Source organism: Nocardioides sp. NPDC047086, assembly GCF_040643685.1.
Lineage (GTDB): Bacteria > Actinomycetota > Actinomycetes > Propionibacteriales > Nocardioidaceae > Nocardioides.
Window position 1 is genome coordinate 1 of sequence record NZ_JBEYUV010000042.1, and the last position, 24,473, is coordinate 24,473.

Here is a 24,473-nt window from a genome sequence, read left to right on the forward strand (position 1 = left end):
CAATAACACCCCCCCCCGGGGCTCCGCGTGGCTCTCCCGCGCGCCCCCCCCTCCTGGTCTGTCCGGCATGCTGTGCGGGCGCGCTATCCCTGGGTGCGGAGCCCCATCCGGCGAGCCAGCGGCTCGACGAGCTGGGGTGCGTACTGACGCGACATGTGGGTGCCGTCGTAGTGGGTGATGGTGTCGCCGACGACGGTGGGGCAGGACCCGTCCCAGCAGAAGTAGGAGCTCATGTCGGCGACGTCGACACCGACCTTCTCGGCCGCCCGTACCTGGACGTCGATCGAGGTCTCCCGGGTCTCCACCGCGCCCATCAGGCAGTCGCCCAGGGTGGCGCCGGGCCGGGACAGGCAGGTGCCGGCGTTGGCGTCGAAGCCCTGGATGTCGCGGATCAGCACCGTACGCTTCGTGTGCTTGTCCGCGCGGCGCAGGAAGTCGGTGTAGGCCGGGCGCATCAGCTCGTCGATCTCGCCCCTGTCACCGACCCAGCTGCCGTCCTCGTCGTAGACACCGTTGATGGGCGGGGCGGTGGACACGACGGTCAGGTCGGGGTCGAGGCGCTTGAACTGCTTGAAGGCCCAGCGGTTGAAGTCGTCGCACTCGGTATAGGGGTCCTTCTCGCCGCCGCGGTCGGTGGTGATCGAGGCGGAGACACAGCGGTTCTTGACCAGGAAGTAGGCCCGGAAGCCGTGCTGCTTCGCGATCCTGTTCAGGGTCGGGACCCAGTGCAGGGCGTGGGAGTTGCCGAAGATCACCATCGTCCGGTCGCCGTCGGGGTCGCCGTCGACGCACAGGTCGCGCTCGGTGTCGTCGGTGTAGTCGCACCTGGTCCGACTCGGCTTGAGGGAGTCGAGCTCGGTGAGCGCGGGACGCAGCTCGGTCGGGACCGGCGTGTCCTTGCGCGCCGCAAGCACCGAGGCCCGCACCAGTGCCTCCTGCTTGTCCAGCGACGGGTTGGCCGCGGGTGCGTCGGCCAGGGTGATCGCCGGCTGGAAGGACCCGCGGGTGGCCTCGAAGTCGGCGTAGACGGTGCCGCCGAACGCGATGGTCGCCACGAGCGCGATGCTGACCGGGTAGAACGTCAGCGCGCGTCGGGTCGGCCGCCAGAGCGCGCCCTCACGGAACGGCGCCTCGACGAGCCGGAAGGAGACGTACGCCATCACGAACGCGCCCGCGACGGCCAGACCGCGCTCGGGCCAGGTGAGGTCACGCTGGAGGACGATCTCGGGAAGGATCAGGAGCGGCCAGTGCCACAGGTAGAGCGAGAAGGACCAGTCGCCGATCGCCCGCATAGGCGCCACCGACAGCAGCCGGGCGCCGATCGTCGTCTCGCCCGACGGGATGGCACCGGCGAGGATGACGGCCGCCGAGCCGAGCACCGGAAGTGCCGCGTGGTAGCCGGGGAACGGGGTCGACTCGTCATAGGCCAGGCAGGCGCAGACGATGGCGGCCAGCCCGCCCAGGACGAGGACCTCTCGGACCAGGGGCGTGCCAGCGAGCCGCTGCATCACCCGGCCGCTGGTGACCAGGATCGCCAGCGCCGCGCCGATCCCGAGCTCCCAGGCGCGGGTGAGCGAGGAGAAGTAGGCCGCGGTCGCCTCCCCGGGCGTGTGGACGATCGACCAGGCGAAGCTCGCCAGGGTGATCAGCGCGATGGCGGCCAGGAGGAACCGGCGAGCCCGTGCCGAGCCCTGCTGGGCGTTGCGCTCGCCGCCCCGGGCGGCGCCGATCCGGCCGGCCAGGACGATGCAGATCAGTGCGACGAGGGGCCAGACCAGGTAGAACTGCTCCTCGACCGCCAGTGACCAGAAGTGCTGGACCGCAGAGGGCGGCAGCTCGGCCTGGAAGTAGTCCGTCCCGGAGATGGCCATCCGGATGTTGGCGGCGAACGCCGAGGCCCAGACCGCGTCGACGGCGAGCGGCGCGACCTGCGCCGGACCCAGCAGGACCACCGCGGCGACCACGGTGGCCGCGAGGGTGAGGGCGGCCGCCGGAAGGATGCGCCGGGCCCGGCGTGCGTAGAAGCGCCTCAGTGATATCCGGCCGGTGCGGCCGAGCTCACCGACGAGCTGCTGGGTGATCAGGAAGCCCGAGATGACGAAGAAGACATCGACGCCGACGAACCCGCCGGCGAACCAGGAGACTCCCGCGTGGGCGGCTAGAACGGTGAGGATGGCGACGGCGCGTAGCCCCTGGACGTCGCCACGTAGCCGTTTCGCCGGCGCCGAGGCGGGCGGGGTCGAAACGGTCGTGCTGGGGGTGAGGTGGGGGACCTGGAGGTCGTGAGGCATAGGCGGGTGAGGTTACCGAGTTCGCCCCGTGGATGCCCAGATTTGGCCTCTCGGCCACGTCTCAGCTCGGGTCGGCCGCCTCGAGGTGGGTCAGGACCGCGCGGATGTCCTCGCTCGTGGTCTGCCACGACGTCACGAACCGGACCTGGCCGCCGAGCCGGTAGAAGAGCACCCCGGCGGCCTCCAGGCGGTCGGCCGTCTCCTCGGCCAGGTCCACCCAGGCGAGGTTGGCGTCGACCGAGTTGGTGATGCGTACGCCTGCTGATCGAAGGCCGGCAGCGAGCTCGGCCATCCGCTCGTTGGCGTTGCGGGCGTTGTGGAGCCAGAGGTCGTCGGTGAGGTAGGCCAGCAGCTGGGCCGACTGGTAGCGCATCTTCGAGGTGACGTGGCCGCTGCGCTTGGTGCGGTAGACGAGCTCGTCGGCCGGAGCGTCGGTGAAACAGACGATCGCCTCGGCCGAGAGGGCGCCGTTCTTGGTCGCGCCCAGCGAGAGTACGTCGACGCCGGCCCGCCAGGTGAGGTCGGCCGGGGCGGCGCCGGTGGCCACGACGGCGTTCGCGAACCGGGCGCCGTCCAGGTGCACCCGCAGGTCGCGGGTCTTGGCGATCCCGGTGAGCTCGGAGATCTCCGGAGGCGAGTAGACCGTGCCGTAGTCGGAGGGTGAGGTCAGCGAGAGGACGGCCGGCTGGGAGTGGTGCGGGTCGCCCCAACGTACGCCGTCCAGATGGGCCTGCAGCGCCTCCGGCGCCATCTTGTAGCCCTCGCCGGCGATGCCGCTCATCACTGCGCCGCCGCTGAGGTAGGAGGTGGCGCCGCCCTCGCTGCTGAGGATGTGCGCGGTCTCGTGGCACACCACCGAGCCCCAGGGAGGGGTCAGCGCGGAGAGGGAGAGCGCGTTGGCGGCGGTGCCGCTGAGCACCGGGAAGACGCGGGCCGTGGGGTGCTCGAAGACTTCGCGGACCCGGTCCTCGAGCGCGGCGGTCACCTCGTCACCTCCGTAGGCGAGCGCGGAGCCGGAGTTGACGGCGGCCATCGCCTCCAGGATCGCGGGGGAGACGGCGGCGGCGTTGTCAGAGCGAAGTTCGACGGTCACGGACCCATTCTGGCCTGCCGCCGGGCGTACGCCTCGATGCCGTCGAGCAGGAGGCCGAAACCGAGCTCGAAGAGCTCGTCGATGTCCATGTCATAGCCGTCGGCGAGCAGAGCGGTCGGGCCGAAGAGGCGGGCGACGTGGGGGAAGCGGCCACGGAAGGCGTCGTCGCTGAAGGGAGGGACGTACTGGCGGTCGGTCCACTCCTCGGCCGAGACCCCGGTCAGGGACATCGCCTCGTCCTCGCGCTCGATGTTCGCGGCCAGCCCGGCGACGTGGTTGTAGAGCAGCACGTGCATGTCGAACTGCGTCTTCGGTGGCAGCCCGAGGCCCTCGAGCGCCCCGAGCAGGCGGTCGCCGAAGCGGAGCAGGTGGGGGAGCAGCATCGGGCGGGTCAACGGCTGGGTGCGGCCCAGCCACGGGTGGTCGCGGTGGAGCCGCCACAGCTCGCGGCCGAGCGACTCGGCGCGCTCGCGCCAGGGGGCGTCGGGATCGAGCGCGAACGGGGAACCCGCGTAGACCGAGTCGGCCATCGCCGCGACCAGCTCGTCCTTGCCCTCCACGAAGCGGTAGAGGGACATCGGGGCGACGCCGCAGCGTCCGGCCACCGCTCGCATCGAGACGGCGTCGAGCCCCTCGGCATCGGCGATCGCGACGGCCTCGGCGAGGACCTGGCGGCGGGTGAGTGCCCTGGCCCCGGGGGTCGGTGAGGTGTCGGCGCGCGGCGCGACCACGGTGCCCGAGCGCGGGCGGGTGATCACGAGCCCGGCGGCCCGCAGCACGTCGAGCGCCTTCGTCGCGGTCGCGAGCGCGACGCCGAACTCCTGGGCGACCTGGCGGGTCGAGGGCACCTTGTCGCCGGGTGCGATCTCGCCCTGGTCGATGCGCCGCGTCAGCTCGGCGGCGATGCGGACGTACGTCGGCGCTACGACGAGGCGGCCAGGCCGTCGACGTACGCGGCGCCGCCCTGACCGTCCTGCGCCGCATGGGGCTCGAAGCCCCGGCTCGTACATTGAGGAACGAGTCCATCGGCATGAACATGCTGGACGCCGACGGCAACGAGATGATGCGCTCGGAGGAGTTCGCGCTCTCCTCGGGACAGCTCGACTCCGAGGACATCGAGATCCTCCGCGAGGATCTGGTCGACCTCGTCCATGCGCGCCTCGACGGCGTGGAGTATCTCTTCGGTGACTCGGTCACCGCGATCCATGAGGACGCCGACGGTGTGCGGGTCGAGTTCGAGCACGCCGCGTCGCGCAGCTTCGACCTCGTCGTAGGGGCCGACGGCCTCCACTCCAACACCCGCCGTCTCGTCTTCGGGCCCGAAGCCGACTACCTCCACCACCTCGGCACCTACCTGTCGGTGTTCAGCCAGGACAACTTCCTCGGCATGGACCGCTGGCAGACCTGGATCAACAACGGTCGCGACGGCGGTTCGGTGATGACCGTGCGGGACAACCGGGAGCTGCGGATCTTCCTCGGCTTCGCGGCCGGACCCATCGACTACGACCACCGCGACATCGAGGCGCAGAAGCGGCTCGTCGCCGAGCATGTGACGGGCTTCGGCTGGGAGGTGCCCCACCTCATCGAGCGGATGTGGACGGCCGAGGACTTCTACTTCGACTCGATGGCCCAGATCAGGATGGACTCCTGGTCTCGGGGTCGCATCGTCCTCCTCGGCGATGCCGCCCACTGCGCCGCGCCGCTGTCGGGCCAGGGCACGAGCCTTGCGCTCGTCGGTGCCTACGTGCTCGCGCTCGAGCTCGGACGTGCCGCCGACCATGCCGAGGCCTTCCTCGCCTACGAGAAGCGGATGCGCCTGTTCGTCGAGGCCAACCAGGAGCTGGCCCTCATCGACCGCCGGACGGTCGACCTGGATGAGTCGACGCGCCGCCTCGATGCGGTCAAGAACGTGATCGATCTGGACGCGGTCTGCTACAGGGGGCCGGCGCGCCGGAGAGACTGCGTTATCCCGTACGTACGCGATATATCGTTATGACAGAATGGCGGCTGTGACGACGCTGAGTGTGCTGGACGAGGTCACCTGGGCGGGGGCGCCGGTGGCCGGCGAGCGGACCCGGGCGCTGCTGCGTGCCCTGGTCGAGGCCGGTCCACGGGGTGCTTCCGAGGCTGCTCTGGTCGAGGAGATCTGGGGGCGTGACGACATCCCGGCCAACCCCGCCAAGGCGCTCCAGGTGGTGGTCTCCCGGGCCCGGACGGCGACAGACGCCGGTGCGATCGAACGTACGCCGCGCGGCTACCGTCTCAGCCTCGGTGCCGGTGAGGTCGACGCCTGGTCGCTGCGGCCGGAGGCGCTGAGGCTGGCGGCGGAGAGACGCTATGCCAAGGCGCTCCCGCTCCTCGAGCGGCTCGTCCGGCTCGACCCCGACGAGGAGGTCACCGAGGCGGTGCTGCGGGCGGTCGCCGCGGTGCACGGTGTGCCGGCGGCGCTGGAGCGCTTCGAGGCGTACCGGACCGGGCTGGCCGACGGTCTCGGCGTCGACCCGAGCCCGCGGCTGCGGGCGGTGCACGCCGAGCTGCTCGCGCGCGACCGGCCGGTGCGCTCGGGGCTGCGTCACGACGCCGACGTGCTGATCGGCCGCGAGCAGGACGCCGCCGAGGTCTCCGCCCTGCTGAAGGGCTCGCGGGTCGTCACGATCCTCGGACCCGGTGGGCTGGGGAAGACGAGCCTGGCCCAGGTGATCGCCCACGGCGCCGAGCAGCCGGTGGTCCACTTCGTCGAGCTGGTCGGCGTGACCGCTCCCGAGGACCTGGTCAGCGAGGTCGGCTCGTCTCTCGGCGTGCGCGACTCGGTCGCCCACCGCGACCGGCTCACCCCGGAGCAGCGGGCCGACGTGCGGTCGCGGATCGCGCAGCAGCTCGACGGGGTGCCCACCCTGCTCGTGCTCGACAACTGCGAGCACATCGTGGCGGCCGTCGCCGACCTGGTCGCGTTCCTGGTCGCGACGGTGCGCGACCTGACCGTCCTGACGACCTCCCGCAGCCCGCTCGCCATCGGCGCCGAGCGGGTCTACCCGCTCGGCCGGCTGGGGGCCTACGACGGCAGCGAGCTGTTCCGGCGCCGCGCGGTCGCCGCGCGACCCGGTGTCCACCTCGACGAGGGCCGGGTCGACGAGATCGTCACCCGGCTCGACGGTCTGCCACTCGCGATCGAGCTGGCGGCGGTGAAGGTGCGCGCGATGTCGGTCGACGACATCGCGCGGCGTCTGGAGAACCGGTTCGAGCTGCTGCGCGGTGGCGACCGCAGCGCCCCCGACCGTCACCAGACGCTGGTCGCGGTCATCGACTGGTCCTGGAACCTCCTCGCCGAACGCGATCGCCGGGCGATGCGCTGGCTCTCGGTCTTCCACGACGGGTTCACCCTCCCGGCGGCCGAGGCGATGCTCGGCGCCGACGCGTTCGCCGCCATCGAGGAGCTCGTCGACCAGTCCCTGCTGACGGTCGTCGAGGCACCGCTGGGCTTCCGCTACCGGATGCTCGAGACCGTCCGCGAGTTCGGCCGGATGCAGCTGATCGACGCCGGCGAGGACGCGGCGGCACGGGCGGCGCAGCGGGCGTGGGCGCGCGACTACGCGGACGCCGGCGCGGGCCGGATCTACTCCCCGGAGCAGTTCGACGCCATGGACGAGCTGCGCGCCGAGGAGGGCAACCTCGCCGACATCCTGCGCCAGGTCCTGGCCGACGACGAGGCCGAGTCCGTGATCCGCCTCTTCTGTGCGATGGGTGTCTTCTGGACCATCGCGGGCGAGCACCAGCGGGTGATCATGCTCTCCGGTCCGGTCGCCGACCTGCTCGCCGAGTGGGAGCCACCTCCCGAGCTGCTGGAGAAGACCCGGCTGGTCCTGGCCCTGCTGCTCTTCGGCGCCGCCGTCACGGGCGGCACCGGCCTCGAGCGGCTGATGACGATCCTGGACCGGGTCGGCGCCGAGGCCGAGGACCCACAGCTCCGGGTGATGCTGAAGGTGATGCGGGCGATGGCAAGCAGCGTCGCCGGAACCGGTGCCGGGGCCCGGGCCGGGTGGCCGCTGGAGGACGAGCTGACCGACCTGGTCACCGACCCCGACCCGGAGGTGCGCGCCCGTGCCTACACCTTCCTCAGCCACGAGCGGGAGAACCTCGGTGACCCCGAGGGTGCGGTCGCCGCGGGGAGGGAGGCGCTGCGCCTGACCGGCACGAGCGGCGGCCTCTGGCCGCGCGCGATGCTGCACGCCCAGCTCAGCGGCCTCTACGCCCAGCTCGGCCGCCTCGGAGAGGCCGCGGACCACGCCCGCGAGGCCGTCCCGATCCTGCGCCGTCTCGGCGCCGACGACGACCTCGTCCAGACCCGCGTGATCCTGGTGACGTACGCCGTGGAGCAGGGCCACCTCGAGGAGGCCGCCGAGATCCTGGCCGAGCTCGCCGACGAGCGGCCGCGCGGCGGCTTCGGTTCCCGAGGTGCCGTCCACGGCGCCCGGGCCCAGCTCCTCCTCGCCCAGGGACGGGTCGGCGAGGGGCTGGCGCTCTTCCGCGAGGTGGTGGCGACCATGGGCGAGATGCCGTTCCCGGGGTTCACCGACGACCCCGACCTGGTGCCGTGGCGGGTGGCGGCCGAGGCGGTCACCGTGGTCGCCTGCGCCCGGCACGCCGAGGGTGCCGACGGCTCCGACCTCTTCGACGTCCTGATGATGAAGGCGCCGCGCCTGGTCTCCCAGGAGCGCAGGGCCCAGGACTATCCCGTCACCGGGATGGTGCTGCTCGCGCTCGGGCTGTGGGGCCTGCTGCGAGACGCGCTCCCGCGCGAGGAGTCGGTACGGCTGGTGGTCCTGGCCGACCGGTTCGGCTACTCCCGCTCGTTCCTGGACATGCGCTGGGAGCTCGCGGTCGCCGATGCGACCCGGCTCGCTCCGGGCGTACTCGAACGGGTCTCGGAGGAGTACGGCGAACGCCGCGGGCTCGGCCTCCTGGACGAGGCCCGCGGCGTCATCGCGCGCCTGGGCTGACTCAGAGCTTCTTGCTGTAGCTCCACACCGAGAGCGGCGCGAAGATCGCGACAACCGCGGCGCAGCCGACGAGCGCCCACACGACGCTCAGGGTGACGTCCCCGGCGTTCATCAGGTCGCGGGTGGCGTTGATGACCAGCGTGACCGGGTTGATGTCGACGAAGTGCTGCAGCCAGTCCGGCATGGTCTCCTTGGGCACGAAGGCGGGGGAGAGGAAGGTCAGCGGGAACATGATCATCATGCCCAGACCCTGCACCCCGCCCGCGGTCTTCAGGACCGTGCCGAGCCAGGTGAAGATCCAGCTCAGCGACCAGCCGGCGAAGATGGTCAGTGCCCAGCCGGCGAGCACACCGCCGACACCGCCACCGGGCCGGTAGCCCATCAGCAGGCCGACCACGATGGTCAGCGTCGCCGCGATCCCGTAACGGAGCAGGTCGGCGACCGCCGGACCGGCCAACGGTGCGATCCGGGCGATCGGGAGCGCCTTGAACCGGTCGAAGACACCCTTGTCCATGTCCTCGCGCAGCTGGGTGCCCCGAGCCATCGAGGCGGTCAGCGCGGTCTGGGCCAGGATGCCCGTGATGATGGTCGGCAGGTACGACTTCACGTCACCCGAGATCGCGCCGCCGAAGATGTAGGCGAACATCGCCGTGAACAGCAGCGGCTGGATCGTCACGTCGAAGAACTGCTCGGGGTTGCGCATCATCTTGATGTACGCCCGGCGGGCCATGGTCAGCGTCTGGCTGATCGTCTCGCCCACGCCCGGGCGGGCCTTGAGCGGGCGGTCGGTGACGGCGTACGTGGAGATCAGTGCAGCCATCTCAGGCCACCTCCTCGGTGCGGATGTCGGGGGCGTTGTCGGGGTCGGCCGGGGTCTCGGTGCCGTGACCGGTCAGGGCGAGGAAGACCTCGTCCAGGGTCGGCTGCTGCACGTTCGCGGTGGTGATCGAGATGCCCGCGTGGCGAAGGCCGATGAGCACGTCGGCGGCGCGGTCGGCGTCGGCCAGCGGTACGTTGACGCCGCCCGCCTCGGGAGTGAGCACCGGGTGCTCGCCGGTGACCTTCTCCACCACCGCGGCGGCGGTGGCCACCTGCGTCTTGTCGCTCAGGCGCAGGTGCAGCGTGGAGTTGCCGACCGAGGTCTTGAGCTGCTCCGAGGTGCCTTCGGCGACCTTGACGCCGCGGTCGATGACCGCGATCCGGTCGGCGAGCTGGTCGGCCTCGTCGAGGTACTGCGTGGTCAGCAGGACGGTGGAGCCGCCGGCCACGAGCGTACGGATGGTGTCCCACATCTGGCCCCGGGTACGTGGGTCCAGGCCGGTGGTCGGCTCGTCGAGGAAGATCAGCGGCGGGCGGGAGAGGAGTGAGGCGGCGAGGTCGAGGCGGCGGCGCATTCCGCCGGAGAACTTCGAGATCTGCCGCTTGGCGGCCTCCTGCAGCCCGAAGGACTCCAGCAGCTCCTCCGAGGCCGCCCGGGCAGCCTTGCCGGACATGCCCAGCAGGCGGCCGAAGAGGACGAGGTTCTCGGTGGCGGTGAGGTTCTCGTCGACGGAGGCGTACTGCCCTGTCACGCCGACGAGCTGACGCACCTGGTGGGGGTGCGCCTTGACGTCGACCCCGAAGATCTCCGCCTTGCCGGCGTCGATCGGGAGCAGGGTCGCGAGCATCTTCAGGGTCGTGGTCTTGCCGGCGCCGTTGGGGCCGAGCACGCCGAAGACCTCTCCGCGGCGGATCTCGAGGTCGATCCCGTCGACCGCGGTGAAGTCTCCGAAGGTCTTGGCCAGACCTGAGGACGATACGGCCAGTTCGGTGGTGGTTGTCATGCTCCCACGGTGAGGGGCGTCGGTTTCACGACGCCTTCACCGTGGTTTCACGACCGCCGGCGTGGTTTCAGCGGGCGGCGTCGAGCCGGGCGAGGACGTCGTCGAGGTCCTCGCCCACCACCAGAGACTCCGCGGGGGAGCCGTGCAGGAAGCCCGCCGCGGCGATGCGCTCCATCATCTCCACGAGCGGGTCCCAGAAGCCGTTGACGTTGAGCAGGCCGACAGGTTTTCCGTGCAGCGAGAGGGTCTGCCAGGTCCAGACCTCGAAGATCTCCTCGAGGGTGCCGATCCCGCCGGGGAGCGCGAGGAAGGCGTCGGCGCGCTCGGCCATCATGGCCTTGCGCTCGTGCATCGTGTCGACCACGACCGTCTGCATTCCGGGCGCGCCTTCGACGCGACCCCACTCGCGTTCGACCATGAACCGTGGGATCACGCCGAAGACCCGGCCGTTGCCGTCGATGGCACCCTGGGAGATCCGGCCCATCAGGCCTCCGCCACCCGCTCCGTAGACCAGCTCGATCTCGCGCTCTGCCAGCCCCTTGCCGACCTCGTAAGCCTTCTCCGACAGGGCCGGGTCGTTGCCGTCGCGGGAGCCGAGAAAGACCGCCAGGTGCTTGATCATGGGCGTGAGGTTAGTCGTCCGTGATCGCCTGGTTCGTCAACGCGCGGAAGCGCTCGTAGATGTCCTGGTCGCCGGTGACCTGGATGCCCTCGTCGTCGCGCCGGCGCCAGAGCCAGGCGTCCAGGTCGGCGGCGGTGCCCTCGACTACGGTGTCCGGCTCTGTGCCGGCCGGGATCGTGTCAGGGGAGACGACGCTGAGGTCGGGTTCGTCCTCGAGGCCGTTGCCGTCGGGGCGGGTGCCGGAGACGAGGCCCAGCTCGACCCAGGTCTGGGTGTCGGTGTCGACCGCGTCGACGCGTACGTACTGACCGGCTCCGGCGAAGCTCGCCCAATCGGGCTTGCCGCCGTAGAAGACGTCGAGGATCTCCTCGACCCCGTCGGCGGCCAGGGCCGGGTCGAGCGGCGTCACGGCGCCGGCGGTGAGCTCGGCGTCGAGGCGGTGGATGAGGATCTCGTGGGCCTGCCTGCGGTAGGTGAAGGCGGCGCTCCGGTCCGTCGACCAGGACCACGTCGGCTCCTCGGGCCCGGTCTGCTCCAGGGTCTTGATGAACCTGGCGTTGAGCTCGTCGAAGCGGGCGAGCAGGTCCTGATAGGTCGCGTCCGCCGGGCGCTCCGGCTCTGCGTAGGTCTCGCTGGTGGGCTCGGCCGGCCGAGTCTCCAGGACGTACGTCCAGAAGTGCTGCACCTCGGCGGCGACGTGCCACAGCAGGTCGGCGGCGGTCCACTCCGGAGCGGTCGGGACCGGGGTGGTCGGGTCGGTCTCTGCGAGCACGGCGCGGAAGCGCGCCGACTCCGACCGGATGTGGTCGAGGTAGGCGGTGGGGGTGAGGCGGGTCGTCATGGGGCGAACACTAAGCGCCTGCGTCTCAATCTCCGAACGGGTTTTGCGAGATACATGCAGAGTGACGTATGTTCATGCACATGACGAAGAAGCGCGTCGCCGTCGCCGGTGCCAGTGGATATGCCGGAGGTGAGCTGCTCAGGCTGCTGCTGGCCCACCCCGAGGTGGAGATCGGTGCCCTGACCGCCGCCTCCAGCGCGGGCAAGACCCTGGGGAACCTCCAGCCCCACCTGATCCCGCTCGCCGACCGAGTGCTGGAGCCCACGACCGCCGAGACCCTGGCCGGTCACGACGTGGTCTTCCTGGCCCTGCCGCACGGGGAGTCGGGGCCGATCGCGGCCGGTCTTCCCGACGACGTGGTCGTGATCGACTGCGGTGCCGACTACCGGCTCGCCGATGCGGAGACGTGGACGAAGTTCTACGGCACCGACCACGCCGGCACCTGGCCCTACGGTCTCCCGGAGCTTCCCGGGCAGCGGGCGGCGCTCACCTCGGCCACCAGGATCGCGGTGCCCGGCTGCTTCCCGACCGTCTCCACCCTCGCCCTCGCCCCGGCCGTCGAGGCCGGCATCGTCGAGCCCGAGGTCGTCGTGGTCGCAGCCACCGGCACCAGCGGCGCGGGGAAGTCCTCCAAGCCGCACCTGATCGGTGCCGAGGTGATGGGCAACGTCAGCGCCTACGGCGTCGGCGGCGTCCACCGGCACTCGCCCGAGATCGTCCAGAACCTCTCCGCGCTCATCGACGGCGAGGTGTCGGTCTCGTTCACCCCGGTGCTGGTGCCGATGCCGCGCGGCATCCTGGCCACCTGCTCGGCCAAGCTCGGTGACGGCGTGAGCGCGACCGACGCGCGTGCCGTCTACGAGAAGGCGTACGCGGAGGAGCCCTTCGTCCACCTGCTTCCCGAGGGCCAGTGGCCCCAGACCCAGGCCGTGCTCGGCTCCAACGCGGTCCACCTGCAGGTGACCGTCGACGAGGCCGCCGGGCGGCTGGTCGTCGTCGGTGCCGTCGACAACCTCGCCAAGGGCACCGCCGGGGGAGCGATCCAGTGCATGAACCTCGCGCTCGGTCTCTCCGAGGCCACCGGCCTGAGCACGGTAGGAGTGGCTCCGTGATCGACCTCGAGACCGTGGCCCACGAGCCTGGTCGGCCCGATCCCGCCAAGGCCCGCACCCTCGCGGGCGCCCTGCCGTGGCTGAAGGAGTATCACGGCAAGATCGTCGTGGTGAAGTACGGCGGCAACGCCATGACCGACGACAAGCTCAAGCGTGCCTTCGCCGAGGACATCGCCTTCATGCGGTTCGCCGGCTTCAAGCCGGTCGTCGTGCACGGCGGCGGTCCGCAGATCTCCAGCATGCTGGACCGGCTCGGCATCGAGTCGGAGTTCCGCGGCGGGCTGCGGGTGACCACGCCCGAGGCGATGGACGTCGTCCGGATGGTCCTGGTCGGCCAGGTCCAGCGCGAGCTGGTCGGGCTGATCAACGAGCACGGCCCTCTTGCGGTCGGGCTCTCGGGCGAGGACGCCGGGCTCTTCACCGCCGAGCCGGCCAGCACCGTCGTCGACGGTGAGGAGGTCGACCTCGGCCAGGTCGGCGAGGTCGTCGACGTACGTCCCTCATCGGTGCTCGACATCATCGAGGCCGGCCGGATCCCGGTCGTCTCCAGCGTCGCGCCCGACGTCGACGGTGTCGTCTACAACGTCAACGCCGACCGCGCGGCGTCTGCCCTGGCGGTCGCGCTCGAGGCCGAGAAGCTGCTGGTCCTGACCGACGTCGAAGGCCTCTACCTCGACTGGCCCGACCCCGAGGAGGTCATCGGCGAGATCAGCCCCGAGGCCCTCGAAGGCATCCTGCCCGACCTGGCCAGCGGGATGATCCCGAAGATGAGCGCCTGCCTCGAGGCGGTCAAGGGCGGCGTCAAGCGTGCCACCGTCGTCGACGGCCGCGAGCAGCACGCCGTGCTGCTGGAGCTGTTCACCGCCGAGGGAGTCGGCACCCAGGTGCTCCCGGGCGTCACCACCAAGACCCGCAAGGCAAGGGAGCTCGGCAAATGACCACGACCGCGTCGAATTCTTATGGCGAGCGCTACGCCGACGCACTGATGAACACCTTCGGTGCTCCCAAGCTGGTCCTCACCCGGGGCGAGGGCGCCCACGTGTGGGACGAGAACGGCAAGGAGTACGTCGACCTGCTGGCCGGAATCGCGGTCAACGCGCTCGGCCACGCCCACCCCGCTCTGGTCTCCGCGGTGACCTCCCAGATGGAGTCCCTCGGCCACGTCTCCAACTTCTTCACCTCCCACCCGCAGGTCGAGCTGGCCGAGGCGCTGCTCGCCCGGGTTCCCGGAGGCGAGACCGGGCGGGTCTTCTTCACCAACTCCGGCACCGAGGCCAACGAGGCCGGCTTCAAGCTGACCCGGCGCACCGGACGTACGCACATCGTGGCTGCTCAGGGTGCCTTCCACGGCCGTTCGATGGGGGCCCTGGCGCTGACCGCCAAGGAGGCCTACCGGGCGCCGTTCGAGCCGCTGCCGGGCGAGGTCACCTTCGTCCCCTACGGCGACGCCTCCGCATTGGCGGCCGCTGTCACCGACGAGACCGCGGCGATCATCCTCGAGCCGATCCAGGGTGAGGCCGGCGTCATCGTGCCGCCGGCCGACTACCTGGCGGCCGCGCGGGCCGTGGCCGACGAGCACGGTGCGCTGCTGTGGCTCGACGAGGTGCAGTCCGGCGTGGGCCGCACCGGCCGCTGGTTCGCCCACGAGACCTCCGGCGTCACCGCCGACATCGTCACCCTCGCCAAGGGCCTCGGTGGCGGCTTCCCGATCGGCGCCTGCATCGGTCTGGGCCGGGCCGCGACGCTCTTCGAGCCCGGCAACCACGGCACCACCTTCGGGGGCAACCCGGTCGCCTGCGCGGCAGGTCTCGCGGTGATCGACACCATCGAGGCCGACGGGCTCCTCGAGCACGTGACCGTGCTCGGGCAGAAGCTCCGCGACGGTCTCGCCGCCGATCCGCGGGTCACCAGGGTCGACGGGGAGGGTCTTTTCATCGGCGTGGTGCTCGCCGGTCTCGACTCGGGCGCCGTCGCCGCGGCCGCGCTCGAGGCGGGGTTCATCCTCAACAACGCCACCCCCGAGCGGATCCGGATCGTGCCGCCGCTCGTACTCACCGAGAACGACGCCGAGGCGCTCCTCGCTGCCTGGCCGGCGATCCTCGACGCAGCGGAGGGTTCCCAGTGACCAGACACTTCCTGCGTGACGACGACCTCACCCCGGCCGAGCAGGCCGAGGTGCTGGCGCTCGCGGCAGCGATGAAGCAGGATCCCTACGCCGCCAAGCCGCTCGCCGGCCCGGTGACCGTGGCCACCATCTACGACAAGCCGACACTGCGTACGCAGGCGTCGTTCTCCTCCGGGATCGCCGAGCTCGGCGGCCACTCGATGCTCGTCGACGGCCGCCTGGCCGGGATCGGCGAGCGGGAGTCCGTCGCCGACGTCGCCCGGGTGCTCGGCCGGCAGGCGGGCGAGATCGTGTGGCGTACGTTCGCCCAGACCGACCTCGAGGAGATGGCTGCCCACTCCGGTGTTCCGGTCGTGAACGCGCTCACCGACGAGTTCCACCCCTGCCAGCTGCTCGCCGATCTGCAGACGCTGCGCGAGCACAAGGGAGCGTTGGCCGGCCTGACCGCGGCCTTCCTCGGCGACGCGGCCTGCAACATGGGCAACTCTTGGGCGCTGTCCGGTGCGATCGCCGGGATGCACGTCCGGTTCGGCGCGCCGGAGGGCTATGCACCCGACGCGGAGGTGCTGGTCCGGGCGAAGGAGATCGCCCAGGAGACCGGCGGCTCGGTCACGGTGACCTCCGACCCGGTCGCGGCGGCATCGGGCGCCGACGTACTCATCACCGACACCTGGGTCTCGATGGGCAAGGAGAGCGAGGCGGCCGCGCGGGTCGCGGTGTTCTCGCCCTACGCACTCACCACCGACCTGCTCGGCCACGCCGACCCCGACGCGGTGGTGCTGCACTGCCTGCCCGCCTACCGCGGCAAGGAGATCGAGGCCGAGGTGCTCGACGGCCCGCGAAGCCTGGTGTGGGACGAGGCGGAGAACCGGCGCCACGCCCAGAAGGCGATCCTGGCCTTCTTGTGGGAGCGACGATGACGACACATGAGACCCAGCGGCCCGCGACCAAGGGGGCGCGCCAGTCCCTGATCGCCGACATCATCTGGAGCAAGGAGATCCGGTCCCAGACCGAGCTCTCCGAGGCGCTGTTCGCCCACGGGGTCAACGTCACCCAGGCGACGCTGTCGCGTGATCTGGACGAGCTCGACGCGGTGAAGGTGCGGGCCCCGTCCGGCGCGCTGGTCTACGCGGTGCCCGGCGAGGGCGGTGACCGCACCGCGGTGGCTCCGGGGGAGTCGGCCAGCGGTCGCAGCAAGCTCGGCCGACTCGCCCGCGAGCTGCTGGTGAGCGCCGACGGGAGTGGGAACCTGGTGGTGCTGCGTACGCCTGCAGGGGGTGCCCAGTACTTCGCCTCCGCGATCGACCGCGCCGAGTATCCCGACATCCTCGGCACCATCGCCGGCGACGACACCGTGCTCGTCATCGGCCGCGAGCCCAAGGGCGGCGCTGCGCTCGTCAACCGCTTCCTCAGCCTCGCCGGCAAGACCACAGACATTCCGTAAGTTTCAGAGCAAGGAGCAACATCTCGTGAGCAAGGTCCTGACCTCCCTTCCCAAGGGTGAGCGCGTCGGCATCGCCTTCTCCGGAGGTCTCGACACCTCCGTGGCGGTCGCCTGGATGCGCGACAAGGGTGCGGTGCCGTGCACCTACACCGCCGACATCGGGCAGTACGACGAGCCCGACATCTCCGGTGTGCCGGACCGTGCGATGGCGTACGGCGCGGAGATCGCCCGCGCCATCGACATCAAGCCGCAGCTCGTCGAGGAGGGGCTGGCCGCGCTCGCCTGCGGTGCCTTCCACATCCGCTCCGGTGGCCGCGCGTACTTCAACACCACGCCTTTGGGGCGGGCCGTGACCGGCACCATGCTGGTGCGCGCGATGCAGGCCGACGACGTCAACATCTGGGGCGACGGCTCGACCTTCAAGGGCAACGACATCGAGCGGTTCTACCGCTACGGCCTGATGGCCAACCCCGAGCTGCGCATCTACAAGCCGTGGCTCGATGCCGACTTCGTCCACGAGCTCGGCGGCCGCCACGAGATGTCGGAGTGGCTGGTCGCCCACGACCTGCCCTACCGCGACTCGACCGAGAAGGCCTACTCGACCGACGCCAACATCTGGGGCGCCACCCACGAGGCCAAGACCCTGGAGCACCTCGACGTCTCGCTGGAGACCGTCGAGCCGATCATGGGCGTGAAGTTCTGGGACCCCTCGGTCGCCATCGAGACCGAGGACGTCTCGATCAGCTTCATCGAGGGCCGCCCGGTGGCGATCAACGGCAAGTCCTTCCCCTCGGCCGTCGAGCTCGTCTACGAGGCCAACGCGATCGGCGGCCGCCACGGCCTCGGCATGTCCGACCAGATCGAGAACCGGATCATCGAGGCCAAGTCCCGCGGCATCTACGAGGCCCCGGGCATGGCGCTGCTGTGGGCGGCCTACGAGCGGCTGCTCAACGCGGTGCACAACGAGGACACCATGTCCAACTACTACAACGATGGCCGCAAGCTCGGCCGGCTGCTCTACGAGGGCCGCTGGCTCGACCCGCAGGCGCTGATGCTGCGCGAGTCGATCCAGCGCTGGATCGCCTCGCTCGTCTCCGGCACGGTCACCCTGCGGCTGCGCCGCGGTGAGGACTACACGATCCTCAACACCGAGGGCTCGCACTTCTCCTACCACCCCGAGAAGCTCTCCATGGAGCGCGTCGAGAACGCCGCCTTCGGCCCCGTGGACCGCATCGGTCAGCTCACCATGCGCAACCTCGACATCGCCGACTCCCGCTCCAAGCTGGAGATCTACGCCGGCCACCCGCTCGACCAGGGCACCGTGCTCGTCGAGCACGGCACCCTCTTCGGCGAGCTCCCCGCCGGTGGCTTCGACCGCATCGCCGCCACCGACGGCAAGCCCATCCCCGCGGCTCTTCCGGTCGAGGGGGCCGTCCTCGACGACACGATCCTCGACGAGGCCGCGCTGGAGGCGGGCAACGACTGATGGTCCGTCTCCGTCGCGAGTCGGCGCGGGTTCTCCCGGTCAGCCCCGACGGCGAGGTGTTGCTCCTGCAGGACACCGACCCGGGGAACCCGGCGCGTGGCGCCTACTGGACCAGCATCGGCGGCGCCATCGACGTCGGTGAGGACGCGGTGGACGCAGCGGTGCGCGAGCTGTGGGAGGAGGCCGGCGTCCGGGTCATGCCCGGGGCGCTGGTCGGCCCCGTTCAGATCCACGACGACGAATACAGCTGGAACGGCGTCGACTACAGCGGCCACAACGCCTACTTCGCGCTCGCGCTCGACCGTGAGATCGAGATCAGCTTCGCCAACCTGGAGCCGCTCGAGGTGGCATCGGTCGTGCAAGCCGGCTGGTGGACGCCGGACAAGCTCGGCGCCGAGGGCACCGCAACCCCCGGTGCACTTCCTGACATCATGGAGATCGCTATCAAAGCCGTACGAGGAGAGTCGTGACCACGCCTGCCAACACCACCAACGAGGGCAAGCTCTGGGGCGGCCGGTTCGCCGGTGGTCCGTCGCCGGAGCTCGAGGCGCTCTCGCGCTCGACGCAGTTCGACTGGCGGCTGGCGCTCTACGACATCGCCGGGTCGCACGCCCATGCCAAGGCGCTGGGGGCGGCCGGGCTGCTCACCGGCGACGAGGAGAACGAGATCCACCGGGGTCTCGACGTCCTCGCCGACCGGTTCACCGCCGGACGGCTGCTTCCGGCCGCTTCCGACGAGGACGTGCACGGGGCGCTGGAGCGGCTGCTCATCGAGGAGATCGGTCCCGACGTCGGCGGCAAGCTGCGCGCCGGGCGCTCCCGCAACGACCAGATCGCGACCCTGTTCCGCAGCTACCTGCTCGATCACGAGCGGGTGCTGCGTGGCCTCGTGCTCGATCTCATCGACGCGCTCGCCACGCAGGCGGACGAGAACATGGGCGCGATCATGCCGGGACGTACGCACCTCCAGCACGCCCAGCCGGTGCTGCTCTCCCACCACCTGATGGCGCACGCCTGGACGCTGCTGCGCGACGTCGACCGGCTCAAGGACTGGCAGGCGCGGGTCGTGAGCGACTCGCCGTACGGGTCCGGTGCGCTCGCGGGGCAGTCGCTCGGGCTCGACCCCGAGCTGGTCGCCTCCGAGCTCGGCTTCACCGGTTCGAGCGCCAACTCGATCGACGGGACCGCCTCGCGTGACTTCGTCGCCGAGTTCGCCTACGTGTGCGCCCAGATCGGGGTCGACATCAGCCGGATCGCCGAGGAGATCATCCTGTGGGCGACCAAGGAGTTCGACTTCGTCACGCTGCACGACTCCTGGTCGACGGGCTCGAGCATCATGCCGCAGAAGAAGAACCCCGACATCTCCGAGCTCGCCCGGGGCAAGGCCGGGCGCCTGGTCGGCAACCTGACCGGGCTGCTGACCACGCTGAAGGCGCTGCCGCTGGCCTACAACCGCGACCTGCAGGAGGACAAGGAGCCGGTCTTCGACTCCCTGGACACCCTCGAGGTGCTGCTCCCGGCCTTCACCGGTCAGGTCGCGACGCTGGTCTACAACACCGACCGGATGGCCGAGCTGGCCCCGCAGGGCTTCTCGCTGGCCACCGACATCGCCGAGTGGCTGGTCCGGCAGGGCACCCCTTTCCGGATCGCGCACGAGCTCGCCGGTGCCTGCGTGCAGGCGGCGGAGAAGCGCGGCGTGGAGCTGGACGCGCTCACCGACGAGGAGTTCGCCACGATCTCGCCGGCGCTCACCCCTGACGTACGCCTGGTGCTGACGATCGAAGGCTCGGTCGCCTCGCGTGACGGCCGTGGTGGCACGGCTCCCGATCGCGTCGTCGAGCAGCTTGCCGAGCTCCGGGCCGAGGCGGCCGGGTTCCGTCCGTCCTAGTGCTCGCGAGCCTGTTGAACCAGCGCCCCGAGGAGACCGCTCCGCGGCTCCTCGGGGCGACCCTGTCCTTCGACGGGGTCAAGGTGCGGCTCACCGAGGTGGAGGCGTACGCGGCCGACGATCCCGGCTCGCACGCCTTCCGGGGCGAGACGAACCGCAATCGGGTCATGTTCGGACCGCCCGGGCGGCTCTACGTCTACTTCACCTACGGGATGCACCACTGCGCAAACCTCGTGTGCCACCCCGACGGCGAGCCCGGAGGGATCCTGCTGCGGGCCGGCGAGATCGTCGAGGGGATCGAGATCGCCCGGGAGCGACGCGGACCGGTACGCGACGTCGATCTCGCCCGCGGACCGGCGCGGCTCGCCTCGTCGCTCGGGATCGACCTCGCCATGAACGGGACCCGCGACTTCGAGCTGCACCTGGCGCCGGCCGAGACGTGGGCGGCGATCGAGGTGGCCACCGGGCCGCGGGTCGGGCTGCGGCTCGCGCCGGAGCGGCCCTGGAGGTTCTGGGTGTCGGGTGACCCGACGGTCTCGCCCTACCGACCGGCGAAAGCCCGCTGAGAGCTGCCCGGACGGGCCGATGACCGTCCACAGGCTCGGTTCGGACCTCGGTTTTCCACAGGCCGCGTAGGGCCGGGCGGAACTGTCGGTGCCCCCGATCAGGATGATGGTCGGAGGTGATCGAGATGACGGTCGCAAGAGTGGAGAAGGAGCCATCACCGGACGATGGCGAGCGGATGGCGCCGGCCGGTGGGCTGGCGACGGTCAACGAGGTGCGGTTGATCGGTCGGCTCTCACTGGCCGCGGAGGAGAAGAAGCTGCCGAGCGGAGATCAGCTGACCGCGTTCCGGGTGGTCGTCAACAGGCCACGCGACAAACGCCGGGGGAGCCGGGTGCAGATCGACGCGCTCGAGTGTCACACCTGGGTCGCCCGGGTTCGCCGGGCGGCAAGCACCTGGCAGGTCGGCGACGTCATCGAGGTCAACGGCTCCCTGCGCCGCCGATTCTTCAAGACCGGTGGCCGGCTGCAGTCGATGACCGAGGTGGAGGTCTCCTCGGCCCGACGGGTGAGCAGAGCGGCCGCCGCGACCAGGCAGGCCAGTTAGGGCGTGTCTCCCAAATCCACGCCCGCTACGCGACGTTTCGCATCCGATCTGGCCGCGTTGGCGCCGCTCGACAGCCAGCCAGGCTGTCTTCGCAGCGCCGCCTTGCCAGATCGGCCCGAAACGCCGCTCGCGGCCGCCGTGTCTTTGAGAGCCACGCCCTAATGGCGCGACTTCTCCAGCCGCGCCGAGTCCAGGAGACGGATGAGCACGCCCGGGTGCGGCTTGGGCTGGAAGGAGGTCGCCTTCTCCGGGAGCAGCTCGCCGATCGCGGCGGAGGAGAGGATGGTGTCGAAGGTCGGCGCCGCCAGCAAAACCGCGACGTCACGCCCCGGACGGGCCCGCTTCAGCGCGGCGTCGACCTGGTGGGCGTGCAGCACCCGCGACGGTTGCCGGCGCAGCTCCGGAAGGACACGGTCGTGCAGATAGCCGACATCGCCGGTGATCGGGCTGTTGGCGCTGTCGACATCGAGCGTGGCCCAGCCGCGGCCGTCGCTGAGCACGATCACACCGGGGCCGAGCCGGCTCAGGGCGGCGTCGCGGCCGCCGGCGGTCCACTCGGCGCCGACGGACTCGGCCGCGGCCCGTAGATCACGCAGGTTCACCCCGGCCAGCACCCGATGGATCGCGCCGAGCTGTAGCGGTGTGTCGTCCTGGTCGATGAGCATCGCCAGCCCGAAGTCGGTCGCGGCGCCGTCACCTGGCTCGGCGAGACCCTGGAGCGCGGCGTAGGCCGCGTAGCGGTGGTGTCCGTCGGCGATCAGCGCCTGCTGGGTCGCCCAGGCCGTGCGCAGCTGTCCGATGAGGGCCTCGTCGGTGATCGCCCAGACACGGTGGTGCTGGCCGCCGTGGTCGTCGTACTGCTCCTCGGGAGTGCCGCTCTGCACCCGGTCGAGCAGCGCCGCGACTCCGTCGGGTGCGTGGTAGGTGAGCAGGATCGGCGCCGGGTGCACCCGCATCTGCCGCATCCGGGAGGCGAGCTGCTCGGCCTGGGCGGCGCGTACGCCCTCGTGGGGGATGACCGCGGCCTCACCGGGGTCGTCGGTGCGGTGCGAGACGTCGAGGATCCCGACGACGCCACGCACGGTGATCCCGGCAGCGGTGTACTCGTGGAGGTAGAGCGCGAGGTCCTGGTGCTCACGCAGATCGCCACGCGCCAGCCACGAGCTGATCCGGGAGGCGACGCCCCGATAGGGGCGGGAGTAGAGCCGCGCCGAGGTCGGGTCTCCGATCCGTGACGGGGCCAACGAGAGCGCTCGAAATGGCTCCAGGCGCAGCGGACGCCCGAGGTACGGCGCCCTGACCACACCCGTATCGTCCATCCGCACATCGTAGGGTCACACTGGTGCCATTCGCCGAACCCCCGACCCAGAGAAGGAACTTCGTGTGCTGACCGGCCATCAGTTGAAGGGCTCAACCCAGCCGCTCGCCGCCGCCCATGACGTGGCGATGCTCGACCTCGACGGTGTGGTCTACATCGGCGGCACAGCGGTCCGACGCGCCCCGGAGTCGCTCGCCGCCGCACGCGAGGTCGGGCTCAAGCTGGCGTTCATCACCAACAACGCGGCCCGGACTCCGGCCAAGGTCGCCGAGAACATCCGCAACCTGGGGATCGAGGCGACCGCCGAGGACGTGGTCACCTCGGCGCAGGCCGCCGCGCATGTCCTCGCCGAGCGGCTCGCCCCTGGCGCGAAGGTCGTCAACCTGGGTGCTGCTGGCCTGCGCGAGCCGCTCGAGGCCGCGGGCCTGGTGCCGGTGGCCGTCGACGAGGAGGCCGAGGCGATCGTCACCGGCTACAACCCCGAGCTGCTGTGGAAGGACATCCTCCGTGCGGCCGTACGGATCAAGGACGGGCTCTTCTGGGTCGCCAGCAACACCGACATGACGTTTCCGGCCGCCTACGGGATCGCGCCGGGGCACGGGGTCCTGGTCGACACCCTGCGCCGCTTCTCGGGCGTCGAGCCGGTCGTGGCCGGCAAGCCTTCGCGACCGCTGCTGGAGGAGACGATCCGGCGCACCGGGGCCGATCATCCGCTGATGGTCGGCGACCGGCTCGACACCGACATCGAGGGCGGCCGCAACGTCGGCATCGACACGCTGCTGGTGCTCACCGGGGTGACCGGGCTCGAGGACCTGGTCGCGGCCGAGCCGCAGCGTCGGCCGTCCTACATCTCCGCCGACCTGGGCGGGTTGCTGGAGGCTCACCCAGCGCCGGAGACCGACGGCACGACCGTGCGGCTCGGCGGCTGGACGGCGGAGGTACGCGACGGCGAGCTGCAGGTCACCGGTGACGGGAGCACCGACGACTGGTGGCGGGCGGCCGCGGCCGGCGCCTGGGCGCACCTGGACGCCACCGGGTCGGTGGCCACGATCGGCACACAGGCCGTGCCGCCCTTCGACAGGCTCAGGACATCGCCTCGCCCGGATGCCGGCGACGGGACGGTAGTCTCGCCCTCATGAGCGAGGAGCATTTCGAGGAGACTCCGGCCCCGGCCGGGATGGGTGGGGCCGACACGGCGCCGCACACCGGTGTCGCCCGCGTCGACGCGGTGCTCGAGACGCTGGACCGGCTCGACGAGCTGCCGCTGACCGAGCACGTCGGCGTCTTCGAGGCCGCTCACACCGAGCTGCGTCGTGCCCTGGACCCCGAGACCGGCGCACCGGACGCGATGTCCCGGATCGCCGCGGCGTCCGGCGAGCCCCAGCCGACCAACCAGCCCTGAGAGGCGAGCGGATGCCTCCTCGTCGCCTGCGCCTCGACGCCGAGCTGGTCCGGCGCAAGCTGGCCCGCTCCCGCGAGCACGCCAGCGAGCTGATCGCCGCCGGGCGGGTCACGGTCTCGGGAAACCGTGCCACCAAGCCGGCCACGGGCGTCACCACCGACGTCGCGATCGTGGTCACCGAGGACCCTGACCGTCCCGACTTCGTCTCCCGCGGCGGCCACAAGCTCGCCGGCGCACTCGCGGCGTTCGAACCGCTGGGACTCTCGGTCAAGGGCCGCCGCTGCCTCGACGCCGGCGCGTCGACGGGCGGGTTCACCGACGTACTGCTGCGCAACGAGGCCCGAGAGGTCGTGGCCGTCGACGTCGGCTACGGCCAGCTCGCCTGGCGGCTGCAGCAGGACGAGCGGGTGATCGTCCACGACCGCACCAACATCCGCGACCTCTCCCTCGACATCGTCGGCGAACCCGTCGACGTCGTCGTCGGCGATCTCTCCTTCATCTCCCTCGAGCTCGTGCTGGACGCGCTGATCCGGGTCACCAGCCCCGAGGGCGACCTGGCGTTGATGGTCAAGCCCCAGTTCGAGGTCGGCAAGGACCGGGTCGGGAAGGGTGGCGTGGTCCGCGACCCCGTGCTGCGCGCCGAGGCCGTCAACGCCGTCGCCGCGGCCGCCGCGAGCCGCGGCTGGGGCGCCCGCGCGGTCACGACCAGCCCGCTCCCGGGCCCGTCGGGCAACGTCGAGTTCTTCCTGTGGCTGCGACGTGGGGAGGCCACCGTCACCGAGGCGGAGATCGAGGAGGCCGTGCGCGAGCAGCGCGGCCTGGAGAGCCCCGCCGCCGGGGATGTGTCGGTGCCGTCTGAGAAGGTTGATCCGTGATCGACGCCGAAGCCTCTGCTGTGGACCCAGCGCCTTTGGACCCAG

23 protein-coding genes are annotated in these 24,473 nt (G+C 71.0%); 15 read left to right on the plus strand and 8 right to left on the minus strand.

Features of this window, described 5'->3' with window-relative positions; all coding sequences use genetic code 11:
* Positions 1 to 83: 83 nt before the first annotated feature.
* The 3 genes from ABZ796_RS23665 to ABZ796_RS23675 all read right to left on the minus strand — a co-directional run bounded on the left by ABZ796_RS23665 (position 84) and on the right by ABZ796_RS23675 (position 4,394).
* Positions 84 to 2,291 (minus strand): acyltransferase family protein, encoded by a 2,208-nt coding sequence (locus ABZ796_RS23665; RefSeq protein WP_357340268.1) that lies wholly within the window; start codon positions 2,289 to 2,291, stop codon positions 84 to 86.
* A gap of 61 nt (positions 2,292 to 2,352) precedes the next feature.
* On the minus strand, positions 2,353 to 3,384 hold the full coding sequence (locus ABZ796_RS23670) for a beta-eliminating lyase-related protein (protein ID WP_357340270.1): 1,032 nt from the start codon (positions 3,382 to 3,384) through the stop codon (positions 2,353 to 2,355).
* Complete coding sequence (locus ABZ796_RS23675) at positions 3,381 to 4,394, minus strand: GntR family transcriptional regulator (protein ID WP_357340271.1); 1,014 nt, start codon at positions 4,392 to 4,394, stop codon at positions 3,381 to 3,383. Before ABZ796_RS23675 ends, ABZ796_RS23670 begins: the two co-directional genes overlap by 4 nt.
* On the opposite strand from ABZ796_RS23675, the gene ABZ796_RS23680 reads away from it, so the two are divergent.
* Together ABZ796_RS23680 and ABZ796_RS23685 are read left to right on the plus strand one after the other, a co-directional pair.
* Positions 4,367 to 5,380 carry an FAD-dependent monooxygenase gene (locus tag ABZ796_RS23680; protein WP_357340272.1) on the plus strand — a complete coding sequence of 338 codons (1,014 nt, stop codon included), beginning with the start codon at positions 4,367 to 4,369 and terminating at the stop codon, positions 5,378 to 5,380. The two genes, ABZ796_RS23675 and ABZ796_RS23680, sit on opposite strands and share 28 nt — an antisense overlap.
* 13 nt (positions 5,381 to 5,393) lie before the next feature.
* The gene (locus tag ABZ796_RS23685) at positions 5,394 to 8,381 is read left to right on the plus strand and encodes a BTAD domain-containing putative transcriptional regulator (RefSeq protein ID WP_357340273.1); all 2,988 of its coding nucleotides are present in this window, start codon (positions 5,394 to 5,396) and stop codon (positions 8,379 to 8,381) included.
* A gap of 1 nt (position 8,382) precedes the next feature.
* On the opposite strand, the gene ABZ796_RS23690 is transcribed toward ABZ796_RS23685, so the two are convergent.
* From ABZ796_RS23690 to ABZ796_RS23705, 4 genes are all read right to left on the minus strand, one after another.
* Entirely contained in the window at positions 8,383 to 9,201 is an 819-nt protein-coding gene (locus ABZ796_RS23690) for an ABC transporter permease (protein WP_357340274.1), read from the minus strand.
* Between the two features lies 1 nt (position 9,202).
* Complete coding sequence (locus tag ABZ796_RS23695) at positions 9,203 to 10,204, minus strand: ATP-binding cassette domain-containing protein (protein WP_357340275.1); 1,002 nt, start codon at positions 10,202 to 10,204, stop codon at positions 9,203 to 9,205.
* Between the two features lie 67 nt (positions 10,205 to 10,271).
* The gene (locus ABZ796_RS23700) at positions 10,272 to 10,826 is read right to left on the minus strand and encodes a TIGR00730 family Rossman fold protein (protein WP_357340276.1); all 555 of its coding nucleotides are present in this window, start codon (positions 10,824 to 10,826) and stop codon (positions 10,272 to 10,274) included.
* Between the two features lie 10 nt (positions 10,827 to 10,836).
* Positions 10,837 to 11,667 (minus strand): maleylpyruvate isomerase family mycothiol-dependent enzyme, encoded by an 831-nt coding sequence (locus tag ABZ796_RS23705; RefSeq protein ID WP_357340277.1) that lies wholly within the window; start codon positions 11,665 to 11,667, stop codon positions 10,837 to 10,839.
* A gap of 80 nt (positions 11,668 to 11,747) precedes the next feature.
* On the opposite strand from ABZ796_RS23705, the gene argC reads away from it, so the two are divergent.
* From argC to ABZ796_RS23755, 10 genes are all read left to right on the plus strand, one after another.
* Positions 11,748 to 12,779, plus strand: a complete 1,032-nt coding sequence (argC, locus tag ABZ796_RS23710; protein WP_357340278.1) for an N-acetyl-gamma-glutamyl-phosphate reductase — start codon at positions 11,748 to 11,750, stop codon at positions 12,777 to 12,779.
* Positions 12,779 to 13,717, plus strand: a complete 939-nt coding sequence (gene argB, locus ABZ796_RS23715; protein WP_357340308.1) for an acetylglutamate kinase — start codon at positions 12,779 to 12,781, stop codon at positions 13,715 to 13,717. Before argC ends, argB begins: the two co-directional genes overlap by 1 nt.
* Positions 13,714 to 14,904, plus strand: coding sequence for an acetylornithine transaminase (locus ABZ796_RS23720; RefSeq protein ID WP_357340279.1), 1,191 nt, complete (start codon positions 13,714 to 13,716; stop codon positions 14,902 to 14,904). Before argB ends, ABZ796_RS23720 begins: the two co-directional genes overlap by 4 nt.
* Positions 14,901 to 15,824, plus strand: a complete 924-nt coding sequence (argF, locus tag ABZ796_RS23725; RefSeq protein ID WP_357340280.1) for an ornithine carbamoyltransferase — start codon at positions 14,901 to 14,903, stop codon at positions 15,822 to 15,824. Before ABZ796_RS23720 ends, argF begins: the two co-directional genes overlap by 4 nt.
* A complete protein-coding gene (locus ABZ796_RS23730; protein WP_357340281.1) occupies positions 15,821 to 16,348 on the plus strand; it encodes an arginine repressor in 528 nt (175 codons plus the stop codon). The genes argF and ABZ796_RS23730 overlap by 4 nt, the downstream gene beginning before the upstream one ends.
* Positions 16,349 to 16,373: 25 nt before the next feature.
* Entirely contained in the window at positions 16,374 to 17,834 is a 1,461-nt protein-coding gene (gene argG, locus ABZ796_RS23735; protein WP_357340282.1) for an argininosuccinate synthase, read from the plus strand.
* Entirely contained in the window at positions 17,834 to 18,304 is a 471-nt protein-coding gene (locus tag ABZ796_RS23740; protein ID WP_357340283.1) for an NUDIX domain-containing protein, read from the plus strand. The genes argG and ABZ796_RS23740 overlap by 1 nt, the downstream gene beginning before the upstream one ends.
* Positions 18,301 to 19,722 (plus strand): argininosuccinate lyase, encoded by a 1,422-nt coding sequence (gene argH, locus ABZ796_RS23745; RefSeq protein WP_357340284.1) that lies wholly within the window; start codon positions 18,301 to 18,303, stop codon positions 19,720 to 19,722. The genes ABZ796_RS23740 and argH overlap by 4 nt, the downstream gene beginning before the upstream one ends.
* Positions 19,722 to 20,288, plus strand: coding sequence for a DNA-3-methyladenine glycosylase (locus ABZ796_RS23750; RefSeq protein ID WP_357340285.1), 567 nt, complete (start codon positions 19,722 to 19,724; stop codon positions 20,286 to 20,288). The genes argH and ABZ796_RS23750 overlap by 1 nt, the downstream gene beginning before the upstream one ends.
* Positions 20,289 to 20,413: 125 nt before the next feature.
* Positions 20,414 to 20,833 (plus strand): single-stranded DNA-binding protein, encoded by a 420-nt coding sequence (locus ABZ796_RS23755; protein ID WP_357340286.1) that lies wholly within the window; start codon positions 20,414 to 20,416, stop codon positions 20,831 to 20,833.
* 158 nt (positions 20,834 to 20,991) lie between these two features.
* On the opposite strand, the gene ABZ796_RS23760 is transcribed toward ABZ796_RS23755, so the two are convergent.
* Positions 20,992 to 22,152, minus strand: coding sequence for a DUF1015 family protein (locus tag ABZ796_RS23760; protein WP_357340287.1), 1,161 nt, complete (start codon positions 22,150 to 22,152; stop codon positions 20,992 to 20,994).
* Between the two features lie 64 nt (positions 22,153 to 22,216).
* Between ABZ796_RS23760 and ABZ796_RS23765 the strand changes: the two genes are divergently transcribed.
* The 3 genes from ABZ796_RS23765 to ABZ796_RS23775 are packed head-to-tail and all read left to right on the plus strand — an operon-like array spanning position 22,217 to position 24,428.
* Positions 22,217 to 23,290, plus strand: coding sequence for an HAD-IIA family hydrolase (locus ABZ796_RS23765; RefSeq protein WP_357340288.1), 1,074 nt, complete (start codon positions 22,217 to 22,219; stop codon positions 23,288 to 23,290).
* A complete protein-coding gene (locus ABZ796_RS23770) occupies positions 23,287 to 23,553 on the plus strand; it encodes a hypothetical protein (protein ID WP_357340289.1) in 267 nt (88 codons plus the stop codon). Before ABZ796_RS23765 ends, ABZ796_RS23770 begins: the two co-directional genes overlap by 4 nt.
* An 11-nt stretch (positions 23,554 to 23,564) precedes the next feature.
* Positions 23,565 to 24,428, plus strand: coding sequence for a TlyA family RNA methyltransferase (locus tag ABZ796_RS23775; protein ID WP_357340290.1), 864 nt, complete (start codon positions 23,565 to 23,567; stop codon positions 24,426 to 24,428).
* The last annotated feature ends 45 nt before the right edge of the window (positions 24,429 to 24,473 follow it).

Bases quoted from the DNA above. Each gene is read 5' to 3' on its own strand.
- ABZ796_RS23665 (WP_357340268.1), bottom strand. From the start codon at position 2,291: ATGCCTCACGACCTCCAGGTCCCCCACCTCACCCCCAGCACGACCGTT.
- ABZ796_RS23680 (WP_357340272.1), top strand. From the start codon at position 4,367: ATGGGGCTCGAAGCCCCGGCTCGTACATTGAGGAACGAGTCCATCGGC.
- ABZ796_RS23675 (WP_357340271.1), bottom strand. From the start codon at position 4,394: ATGTACGAGCCGGGGCTTCGAGCCCCATGCGGCGCAGGACGGTCAGGG.
- ABZ796_RS23690 (WP_357340274.1), bottom strand. From the start codon at position 9,201: ATGGCTGCACTGATCTCCACGTACGCCGTCACCGACCGCCCGCTCAAG.
- ABZ796_RS23695 (WP_357340275.1), bottom strand. From the start codon at position 10,204: ATGACAACCACCACCGAACTGGCCGTATCGTCCTCAGGTCTGGCCAAG.
- ABZ796_RS23700 (WP_357340276.1), bottom strand. From the start codon at position 10,826: ATGATCAAGCACCTGGCGGTCTTTCTCGGCTCCCGCGACGGCAACGAC.
- ABZ796_RS23705 (WP_357340277.1), bottom strand. From the start codon at position 11,667: ATGACGACCCGCCTCACCCCCACCGCCTACCTCGACCACATCCGGTCG.
- argC (WP_357340278.1), top strand. From the start codon at position 11,748: ATGACGAAGAAGCGCGTCGCCGTCGCCGGTGCCAGTGGATATGCCGGA.
- ABZ796_RS23720 (WP_357340279.1), top strand. From the start codon at position 13,714: ATGACCACGACCGCGTCGAATTCTTATGGCGAGCGCTACGCCGACGCA.
- ABZ796_RS23730 (WP_357340281.1), top strand. From the start codon at position 15,821: ATGACGACACATGAGACCCAGCGGCCCGCGACCAAGGGGGCGCGCCAG.
- ABZ796_RS23740 (WP_357340283.1), top strand. From the start codon at position 17,834: ATGGTCCGTCTCCGTCGCGAGTCGGCGCGGGTTCTCCCGGTCAGCCCC.
- ABZ796_RS23755 (WP_357340286.1), top strand. From the start codon at position 20,414: ATGACGGTCGCAAGAGTGGAGAAGGAGCCATCACCGGACGATGGCGAG.
- ABZ796_RS23760 (WP_357340287.1), bottom strand. From the start codon at position 22,152: ATGGACGATACGGGTGTGGTCAGGGCGCCGTACCTCGGGCGTCCGCTG.
- ABZ796_RS23770 (WP_357340289.1), top strand. From the start codon at position 23,287: ATGAGCGAGGAGCATTTCGAGGAGACTCCGGCCCCGGCCGGGATGGGT.
- ABZ796_RS23775 (WP_357340290.1), top strand. From the start codon at position 23,565: ATGCCTCCTCGTCGCCTGCGCCTCGACGCCGAGCTGGTCCGGCGCAAG.